The sequence below is a fragment of the Halorubrum shenae genome (assembly GCF_051194165.1).
GTDB lineage: Archaea > Halobacteriota > Halobacteria > Halobacteriales > Haloferacaceae > Halorubrum.
On sequence record NZ_JBLZNI010000025.1, the window covers coordinates 20,338 to 29,434 of the forward strand.

Here is a 9,097-nt window from a genome sequence, read left to right on the forward strand (position 1 = left end):
TTGTTTCACTTGAAGCAGTAGTGTGTGGGCTCAATAACTGGTATAGATCGCGTCTAACTCTCCACCGTTTCCGCAGCTTTTGTTGACGAGTGATCGCGGGAATCCGCACACCACCATTTCCGAAGCTATTCACGAGAGAACAAGGGGACTACGAAAGAGGCGGCGTAATCAGGATGAGGCCGGATCGCCCCAATCTACTCCTCCCTTCCCGGTGGTTGGACGATCTCTCCAAGAGATCGAACCAACTCTATTCCGTTCTCGTAGCCAGTCGTCACCCGATACCCTTCTCCATCCTGCTCAACGGCTCCCACGCTGGGATGCGCAAGAAGTTGGAGGGCGGATCGAACCTCTTCGGTGGTTGGGATATCGTTCGAGTCCTCCATGCCCACGACGATCCACCGGACGTCCTCCGCTGTCTCTACGGCTCCATCGGCACGCTCGAGGGCCTGGATGACCGCAAGCAGGATCTCTCCAGCATCGATGCGGTCCTGGATGTACTCATCGAGGAGGTCGAGTCTGTCGTCTTGGAAGGCTCCCGAGCGTGTCAAGAGGGCCAGTATCTCCTCGGGTGGGACGGCATACTCGTCCCGGCGATCGAGGAGCTCGACGAGGTCGTCAACGGCGATGGTCGTTAGCTCGGTCGTCTCGGCGTTATCGATCACCTTCGGAGCAAAGCCTGGGGCGACCACGATGGCGTGATCAGCCCCACGCTGGCGCCGGTGTTTGTCCACGTTGGTGACCTCTAGAGAGTTGACTCGCCCGTTCCCTCGGGCCTTCACTTCGACAACGACGTGTTCGGGGGATCGGATCTCCACGTCGGTGTCACCCCCTCCCTCGATCCAGTCGGCGACACAGCCCAGCCGAGAGAAGGCCTTCGCAACGAGTTTCTCGAACTCCTCGTGGGCGTTCCCATCTGTGCTGGCCGCCCGGAGTTGGTCAGCAAGGTCGGGAGCTGGTTCGTCGTCTTCGTCGTCGACGGGGTGAACACGTTCGCCGGCATCGGTCAGGTCGGCAATGGCGGTCTCGACTGACTCCTCGCCAGAGAGTTGGTTGAGACGCTTGTCGGCGACTCGGGTAAATCCCTGCGGGCGGTAGGTCTCGTCGTAGCCAACGAGTTCGTTGAATTTCTCAATGTCGACGTCAACTTCCTCAATATCGGTGAGGAAGGTCATGTACTCCCAGGGGCTTTCCTCGTTCCAGCGACCGTGTTCAACGTTCTCTCTCCATAGGTACTCCGCAAGGTCGGGGTCGTGTCGGAGTTGGAGGACTTGCCCCCTCGCGACGAAGGCGCCATCGTGGTAGACGAGCGCGATGTCGTTTCGCTCGACGTTCCGCCACGTCCCATCTACTGAGGTCCCCCAGACGTGGACGAGATCGTCGTCAGATGTCGTCTGAAACAGTTCGAGATCCTCGTCACTGAGGTAGGACTCAATATCCTCAATTGGGTGCCCATCTCGGATGAACTGTTTGTAGTCCTCAAATGCGTCGTCGCGACCAGCGGGGAGGATCACGATTCCGGTCATGCTTGAGTGGAAATCATTGGTGGGGAGCAAATAATTGGCTACAACTTCATTGACTCTGTTGAAATTCTAAGGAGCTGATAGGATTGGTGTGCGAGATACAGAGCGTGTAGTCAGCACGGGAACTGCGTTATTTTCTCCATTTAAATTCTGACCAGCCGATAGAATGCGCTTGCGAATCTATCGTCCCGAAAGTTCTATTATCCAACCAATCAGAGTAGTAGATATGGACACCAGCCCCTCCACTGAGAGCATGTTCGGTATGCTCGTGTACTTCCTCTTTTTACTTGTAGCAGTGTTTCTCGGCCCACTCGAAGCAGTACTGGGTTTGGGACTGTATTGGCTATTCAGAGACGACGAGGAACAGAGACAGACACCAAGTTGAGCATCGTTACCCGTTCCACTAGTTCTGGATGACTCCCCTGTACTGAGCGATCACTCTCTCCCATAGATCGCCCTCGGTTCGTACCACATTCGCGCGCTGTATTCAGCAGCGCCTCTGAGATCTCCTTATTTTCTGTCAGAAGCTGTGTGCGAGATACATACAGAAGAAACTGGGTTGGATGACTCTGTCATTGGCCGGGGGTGTGTGTGCGAGGCTCTTGAAGCCACCTAGCTCGGCCGAGGCTGCCGCACTGCCGTCGTCACAGCCGTACCCGGCTACCCGTCCGAGGCGAGATCGCTGTCGGACAGCGGCCGGGCCGCATCCCAGTGGCGATCATGCAGTTCGGTCGCCCACGACTTGACCGCGGGGTCGTCGGTGTCGACAGACGCCTGCAGGCGGCCCTGCTCGTCGCGCAACAGCAGGCTCACCGTGTCGTCGGCGACGGTTACCGCCAGCGGGACCGACTCCTCGGCGACCCGGATCGTCGCGCGCTCGCCGGCCTGCAACTGTCTGAGCTGCTCGCCCAGCGCCGCCTCGTCGGCGACGGCCTCGATAGCGGCGGCGGAAAACACGCCCTCGAAGCTGCCGCCATCGGCGACCCACGCGACGACGACCGACAGCGTCGCCTCGTTGAACGCATGCGAGAGGATGCGAACGTGGTCGGCGGCCTTGATGAGGTCGATCACGCGGCCGACCGGCGCGCTCGGGCGGGTCTGTGTGGGCGTAGTGATCGTCGCCTCGCCGAGTCGCTGGAGGTCGAAACCGAGATCGTTGGCCGGCAACCACTCGCTGATCTCACGGAGGTGAAGTTCGGCAGCCAGCGAGTCCGAGAGTTCGGTCAGCCCCGCGGCGACAAGCCGGCCCGTCGCGGTTGCGGTGTAGCCGTCGTCAGTCTCCCTGACCCAGTCGCGGTCCTCAAAATCCCGCAGAATCCGGCCGAGCGTCGGCTGTGAGGCACCCGTCTCCGCTGCCAGCGCCTGCCGGTCGTGTGTGGCGTCGGTCAGGGCCGTCAGCACGTCACCGCGGTTGGCCGACCGTGCGAGGAACTCCATCTCCTCCAGAACCCGATCCATAGCCCCCGTTGCGGGCCGGCGTGGAAGTCGGTTTCGACCACTTTCACGGTGTGAAAGCCAGTCGCTAAACGGGACTGATTCACGGCGCGAACGACGATCATGAACCGACCGATTGTCCCGCCGTGCAGCGATTTCTGGATTGGCTTATGCCCCTTCGGCCCCTCCATATAGATATGACTGAGACCGCCTTTCCCGCGATATATTTCGGTGTTAGTGTCGCCTTGGAGGCCCAATGAGTCTGCGCGAGCACCGCTGGACGGCGGCCTTCCTTGCGGTGAGCGTCCTGTTCGGTGGGACGTTTGTCGCGGCGAAAGCCGGCCTCGCGGACGTGCCGCCGCTACTGTTGGTCGCGGTCCGGTTCGATCTCGCGGCGCTCGTCCTCGGTGGGTACGTCCTCTACACGAACGACTGGGCTGATCTCGTCCCGCGAACGCGCGGCGACATCGCAGGGATTCTCGCAGCCGGCGTCTTCGCTATCGGCCTCGCCAACGGGCTGTTGTTCCTCGGACAGGGGTCGGTTACCAGCGGCGTCGGCGCGATCCTCTTCGCACTCGTGCCGATCTTCACGCCGCTGCTGGCGGGCGGCCTGCTCAGCGACGAAGAACTCTCGGCGACCGGCGCGGTCGGCACGCTCGTCGGCCTCGTCGGTGTCGGCATGGTCATCGAACTGACGCCGGCGACGCTACGGGCGACACTGTCGGGCGGCGCGGCAATCGTCCTTGTGGGCGCGGTCAGCCTCGCGCTCGGGACCGTGTTGATCCGCCGGTCGGGGGCGACGCTGTCGAGTACGGCCCGTACTTCGTGGGCGCTCCCGGTCAGCGCGGCCCTGTTGCACGCGCTCAGCATGGCGACCGGCGAATCGGTCGCCGCAGCAACGTGGACGCTCTCGGCGCTCCTCTCGATTGGCTACCTCGGCGTCTTCGCCGGCGCGCTCGCCTACATCCTCCACTTCAATCTGCTCGATGCGGTCGGCGCGACCCGGTCGAGTCTGGTCTTCTACGTCAGCCCGGTCGTCGCCACGCTCGGCGGCTGGCTCCTGCTCGGGGAGTCGCTGTCGGCGATGACAGTCGTCGGCTTCGGCGTGATCGTCGTCGGCTTCGGGATCATCGGCGCGCCGGAGTTGGCCCCGCTGGCCCGCCGGAGTCGCCACCGCCTGCGCGCGTGGGTGCGACAGCATAGCCGCGACGGTGGTGACGTACTGCGGTCTGGGCACTGATCGCGTGAGGAGGCATACGATGCCATCTGTGCCGCACAAAACACGCGAATCAGACGATGTACCGGTAAAGAATGAAGTCCACAGCAACAGTGGAGCGTGTCATAGAAACGGTCTCATAGTGCTCCGTTGAATGCCGACACCGTCTGAGGATCATATCGCTGATTTCAGTGCTGTGTTGAATAGATGTTGAGTCACGTGTCTAGTGCTCTGTCAGTGCCCCATTGCGCCCCCAAGAGGCTGATAATGCGGGAACATCGGGTGTGGAAGGTGGACACCGAGTGCCATCAATCCGTGTGCGAACAACACGTATCCCAGCACAACGAACACGACGCCAAGCAACCGATGGACGCGACGCCGGTGAGCAACGTCGATCGACTGGATAATCGTCCCGTAGAGGAAGACGGCTGGAATCGTCCCGATACCGAGGGCACCGAGAACAATTCCCCCGGTGGTCGGGGAGCCGCTCGCGAAGGCGAACAGATACGCGGGATACAGCATCGGGCAGGGAAGAAACGCGTGGACGGCGCCGAGCCCAACAATACTCGGGCTGTTCACGTGTCGGTGAACTCTCGTCGCAAGCCACGATGTGACGCGCTGTACGCCGGGTATTCGGATATCGCCTCCACTCCCCCCGATGACGTACCGAACGCCCGTCGCCACAATGAACCCTCCGACCGCAAGACCGACAACACCTCGAAGGAGGTCGGCGATCGGTGTCAGCTGGTCAGCGGTGACGAACACGACGCTCCCGAGCGCGCCGAAGAGGGCACCGAGAATCGCGTACGTGGTTGCCCGGCCGACGTTGAACAGGAAGTGCTGGCGAACCTCGTAGGTCGTGAGATGACCGGCACGCCCGTCGTTGGCTGTCACCGTCCCGCCGTCTGGCTGCGGGTTCATTTGCTTCGAGTACATCGTCACTAACGGCCCACACATCCCGATACAGTGTGCGCCGCCGAGCACGCCGATGAGAACGAAGAGGACGACGTCAATCCGGAGGAGCGACTCGATCATAGTCGTTCTCGGCTGCGCACGGATTTGTGTCGTCTGGTGTGTCTCTCGAACAAGCCCGGACAGATACCGAGGACGTGCTACTATACGCTAACAAGAGGTCGCACTTGGCTGGAGACGTCCGAAAGCATCTGGAGTGTGGCTTGGCGCAACGATTCTTCACAGTAGGCGCCAATACACACACGATGACGGACGAAATCGACATCCCAACCGATCCGCGGGCTGCGGTCGACGCACTAGCGGCCCATCTAACTGCGACCGCAGATCGCCCAGTTCCGCCAGCGACGAACCGATGGCTCGGAGAGGCTGAAGCCGTCGCCCGCGATGCTACCAGTGACAATCTTGACACGCAAACCAGACAGAAACGGGTTCGGCAAGTTGCTACACTGCTTGAGTCGGCTGACGAAACGGACGACGTGGTCGCTGACCGCCACATCGAAGCAGCGATCGAGTGCTGTCGAGTCGTTCTCGCTAACGAGTGACGGCGGTCCTGTTTGTACAGAATAGCCCTCTCGTCACATATTAAATTCTACTAACTAGAGAAACCAAATTAAACCACATAAAGTTATTCACATTCGTTAAAGAAACCATAATAAGTTACTAACGAGTGTTCCAGCGCACCACACTTATATCCGTAGTCTCTGAAGAATACTTTGATGAGTTCAAAACAAGACGATCTCAAAGAGACAAACACCGAGGCTCGCTTCGAATTCAAGAAGGAGGAGAAGTCTGCCTTCAAAAGCGAGAAGGGTCTCACCGAGGAGACGATCCGTGTCATCTCGGAGGACAAAAACGAACCGGAGTGGATGCTGGAGCGGCGCCTGCGCGCACTCGAACAGTTCCAAGAGATGCCGATGCCGACCGACTGGCCCGGGCAGCCGGACCTGAGCGAGGTCGACGTCGACGAGATCATCCCGTACATTCGGCCGGACGTCGATGTCCGCGCCGGCGTCGATGACTGGACCGAACTCCCAGACGAGATCAAGGACACGTTCGACAAGCTGGGCATTCCGGAGGCCGAGAAGAACGCGCTCTCCGGCGTCGGCGCCCAGTACGAGTCGGAGGTCGTCTACCAGAACATGCAGGAGCAGTGGGAGGAGAAGGGCGTCATCTTCTGTAACATGGACGAGGCCGTCCAAGAGCACGAAGAGATCGTCCGCGAGCACTTCATGACGAAGTGCGTCCCCCCGAGCGACAACAAGTTCGCCGCGCTTCACGGCGCCATCTGGTCCGGTGGCTCGTTCGTCTATGTGCCCGAAAACACCACGGTTGACATGCCGATACAGGCGTACTTCCGGATGAACTCCGAGGGGATGGGCCAGTTCGAACACACGCTCATCATCGCCGAAGAAGGCTCGGAGGTTCACTACATCGAGGGCTGCTCGGCGCCGAAGTACTCGAAGTTCAATCTTCACTGTGGCGGCGTCGAGGTGTTCGTCGACGAGGACGCCCACGTCCAGTACTCGACCGTCCAGAACTGGTCGAAGAACACCTACAACCTGAACACGAAGCGCGCCATCGCCGAGAAGGGTGGGCGCATGGAGTGGATCTCCGGCTCGATGGGGTCGAAGGCGACGATGCTGTACCCCTCGACGATCTTGAAGGGCCGCGGCGCCTCCGACAACCACATCACCATCGCCTTCGCGGGCGAGGGGCAGAACATCGACACCGGCGCAAAGGTGTACCACAACGCGCCGGACACCAAGTCGACCGTCGAGTCGAAGTCGATCGCGAAGGACGGCGGCCGCACGAACTACCGCGGGCTCATCCACATCGCGGACGGCGCCGAGAACTCCTCGACGGCCGTTGAGTGTGACGCGCTGATGTTCGACAACGAGTCGACTTCTGACACGATGCCGTACATGGAGATCAACGAGTCGAAGGTCGACGTCGCCCACGAGGCGACCGTCGGGAAGATCGGCGACGAGGACATCTTCTACCTGCAGTCGCGCGGCCTCGACGACGACGACGCCAAGCAGATGATCGTCTCGGGGTTCATCGAGCCGATCACCGAAGAGCTGCCCATCGAGTACGCCGTCGAGCTCAACCGGCTCGTCGAACTCGAGATGGAGGGCTCGCTCGGGTGATTTGATGCCGGAATGTGCACACTGTGGAGCACACGTCTCACAACAATTTGTGACTGTGTTCGGGTTAGACGGTGGTGACGTAGTCGCCTGTCCGGCATGTTCCGGTCGGACACATATTGCAGAGGCGATCGTGGATCGGTACTAGTCTCAGACCATGGAACACTGCTTTGCGTGTGAGACCGACTACGGGTACCTCGGAACGGCCCCGCACGACGGGTCCTGTCCAGCCTGTGGCTCGACTGCTGTCACTCCCGCAGGCGATCTCAGCGTCGTCGACACGACAACATGGGAGAGCGCGAACGGGCTCTCAACGGTCCACGTGACAGCGACTGACAACCTATCACGCCAGTTTGAATTTGTCATTGCGGCGCGGCGGGGACAAGGGAAACTCGTCTGTCTAGCGATCGATGAGGTAACCGTGCCCACTGAGACAGTGTGGTCAGTTCCATCTGCCGTTGCTACGAGAGTTACCGCGCATGGTATCAGGATCAGCGACTCAACGCCGGCTCAGAGCTCACAATGAACAGTACTGGCCAGACACACAGTAGAACGCGTCTGTCCTGTCCCAGTCACGAGAGGTGATGCCACGTGATGAACGAGCGCACTAACGAAGAGCGGCTGAACACAGTTTTCCGCAGAAACGGTACTGATGAGCCCTCATCGAGCGAAACTGGCGACGGACAGTCTGTTACCGGCTCCGTTTCGGAGGAGAATAGGGACGAACGGCTTTGTTGAAATCCTTAGGGAATTACATGTTCCTCTTGTAATTCCACGAGATGAAGGCCCTCCCGAAGTCGCAGATTCTCCGGTTTACTGAGAAGGCGATCCATTTGGCCCGCCGAGCCGTTTCTCGATACTCCTCGAAATTCTCCAAACACCGCTATACACTCCCCCAGTACGTCGTTCTGCTATGTCTCAAAGTGCGGAAGAACACGACCTACCGTGGCCTGCTTGACGAGCTGATCGAGATGCCACGTATCCGTCGCGCTCTTGGATTAGCTGAACTCCCTACGCCATCAACGCTCTGTAAGGTGTTCGACCGGCTTGATATGGCTGTATGGCGTGTTATATTGACTCACTCAGTGTCGCTACTTCCGACAAACGGAATCGTTGGGGTGGATGCATCAGGGTTCGACCGCAGTCACGCCTCGAAGCACTACACGAAACGCGCTGAACTCACGATTCAGCAACTCAAAGTGACACTACTGGTCGATACAAAGGTGAACGCAATCCTCGATCTCCACGTGACGACGACACGAAAACACGATAGCCAGATTGCTCCGTCGTTGATCAAGCGCAACCCCGAGGATATTGACGTTCTACTCGGTGACAAGGGCTATGACGACCAGAAAATCAGACGACTTGCCCGTCAACACGAGGTCCGCCCACTGATCAAACATCGTGAATTCACGTCACTTCATCGGGCATGGAACGCACGCTTAGACAGTGATCTCTATGGACAACGGAGTCAATCAGAGACGGTCAACTAAACACTCAAACAAAAATACGGTGCGTTTGTCCGATCACGACGGTGGTGGAAGCAATTCCGTGAACTCACTATTGCCTGTCTCAGTCACAACATCGACTGATCACTCTGAGCGGTCAATACAGAGGATACATTTATCAATCCGGTAGATACAGTTCTATCTCTCAGAAGTCCGGTCCCACTGCGCATCAGTGTCGGGGAAAAGTTGTTAGTGCCTCCCACGCTCATCTTTGAGACATGGGACAGGACTTGGACGACATTGACCGAAGTATACTCTACTTGCTTCAGAAGGACGCCCGTGGGGCGACAGCTGAAGCAATGG

General features: G+C 59.3%; 8 protein-coding genes and 1 pseudogene. 6 read left to right on the forward strand and 3 right to left on the reverse strand.

Features of this window, described 5'->3' with window-relative positions; all coding sequences use genetic code 11:
* Positions 1-194: 194 nt before the first annotated feature.
* Positions 195-1,523 (reverse strand): restriction endonuclease, encoded by a 1,329-nt coding sequence (locus tag ACNS88_RS16555; RefSeq protein WP_435100122.1) that lies wholly within the window; start codon positions 1,521-1,523, stop codon positions 195-197.
* A gap of 223 nt (positions 1,524-1,746) precedes the next feature.
* On the opposite strand from ACNS88_RS16555, the gene ACNS88_RS16560 reads away from it, so the two are divergent.
* The gene (locus ACNS88_RS16560; RefSeq protein WP_435100125.1) at positions 1,747-1,905 is read left to right on the forward strand and encodes a hypothetical protein; all 159 of its coding nucleotides are present in this window, start codon (positions 1,747-1,749) and stop codon (positions 1,903-1,905) included.
* A gap of 275 nt (positions 1,906-2,180) precedes the next feature.
* Here the strand turns inward: ACNS88_RS16560 and ACNS88_RS16565 are convergent, their stop codons facing one another.
* Complete coding sequence (locus ACNS88_RS16565) at positions 2,181-2,978, reverse strand: helix-turn-helix transcriptional regulator (RefSeq protein WP_435100128.1); 798 nt, start codon at positions 2,976-2,978, stop codon at positions 2,181-2,183.
* Between the two features lie 232 nt (positions 2,979-3,210).
* On the opposite strand from ACNS88_RS16565, the gene ACNS88_RS16570 reads away from it, so the two are divergent.
* Entirely contained in the window at positions 3,211-4,194 is a 984-nt protein-coding gene (locus ACNS88_RS16570) for a DMT family transporter (RefSeq protein WP_435100131.1), read from the forward strand.
* A gap of 210 nt (positions 4,195-4,404) precedes the next feature.
* Here ACNS88_RS16570 and ACNS88_RS16575 read toward each other — a convergent pair whose 3' ends face one another.
* On the reverse strand, positions 4,405-5,205 hold the full coding sequence (locus ACNS88_RS16575) for a sulfite exporter TauE/SafE family protein (RefSeq protein ID WP_435100134.1): 801 nt from the start codon (positions 5,203-5,205) through the stop codon (positions 4,405-4,407).
* Positions 5,206-5,387: 182 nt separating this feature from the next.
* Between ACNS88_RS16575 and ACNS88_RS16580 the strand changes: the two genes are divergently transcribed.
* The 4 genes and pseudogenes from ACNS88_RS16580 to ACNS88_RS16595 all read left to right on the forward strand — a co-directional run bounded on the left by ACNS88_RS16580 (position 5,388) and on the right by ACNS88_RS16595 (position 8,878).
* On the forward strand, positions 5,388-5,684 hold the full coding sequence (locus ACNS88_RS16580; protein WP_435100137.1) for a DUF8152 family protein: 297 nt from the start codon (positions 5,388-5,390) through the stop codon (positions 5,682-5,684).
* A 174-nt stretch (positions 5,685-5,858) separates the two neighbouring features.
* Positions 5,859-7,289: a Fe-S cluster assembly protein SufB gene (gene sufB / locus ACNS88_RS16585; RefSeq protein WP_435100140.1), complete on the forward strand. Its 1,431-nt coding sequence runs from the start codon at positions 5,859-5,861 to the stop codon at positions 7,287-7,289.
* Between the two features lie 4 nt (positions 7,290-7,293).
* Positions 7,294-7,434: a DUF7563 family protein gene (locus tag ACNS88_RS16590; protein ID WP_435100143.1), complete on the forward strand. Its 141-nt coding sequence runs from the start codon at positions 7,294-7,296 to the stop codon at positions 7,432-7,434.
* 631 nt (positions 7,435-8,065) lie between these two features.
* Positions 8,066-8,878, forward strand: a pseudogene (locus tag ACNS88_RS16595) (IS5 family transposase).
* Positions 8,879-9,097 lie beyond the last annotated feature (219 nt).

Coding starts and splice junctions, on each gene's coding strand:
- ACNS88_RS16555 (WP_435100122.1), bottom strand. CDS start 1,523: ATGACCGGAATCGTGATCCTCCCCGCTGGTCGCGACGACGCATTTGAG.
- ACNS88_RS16560 (WP_435100125.1), top strand. CDS start 1,747: ATGGACACCAGCCCCTCCACTGAGAGCATGTTCGGTATGCTCGTGTAC.
- ACNS88_RS16565 (WP_435100128.1), bottom strand. CDS start 2,978: ATGGATCGGGTTCTGGAGGAGATGGAGTTCCTCGCACGGTCGGCCAAC.
- ACNS88_RS16570 (WP_435100131.1), top strand. CDS start 3,211: ATGAGTCTGCGCGAGCACCGCTGGACGGCGGCCTTCCTTGCGGTGAGC.
- ACNS88_RS16575 (WP_435100134.1), bottom strand. CDS start 5,205: ATGATCGAGTCGCTCCTCCGGATTGACGTCGTCCTCTTCGTTCTCATC.
- ACNS88_RS16580 (WP_435100137.1), top strand. CDS start 5,388: ATGACGGACGAAATCGACATCCCAACCGATCCGCGGGCTGCGGTCGAC.
- sufB (WP_435100140.1), top strand. CDS start 5,859: ATGAGTTCAAAACAAGACGATCTCAAAGAGACAAACACCGAGGCTCGC.
- ACNS88_RS16590 (WP_435100143.1), top strand. CDS start 7,294: ATGCCGGAATGTGCACACTGTGGAGCACACGTCTCACAACAATTTGTG.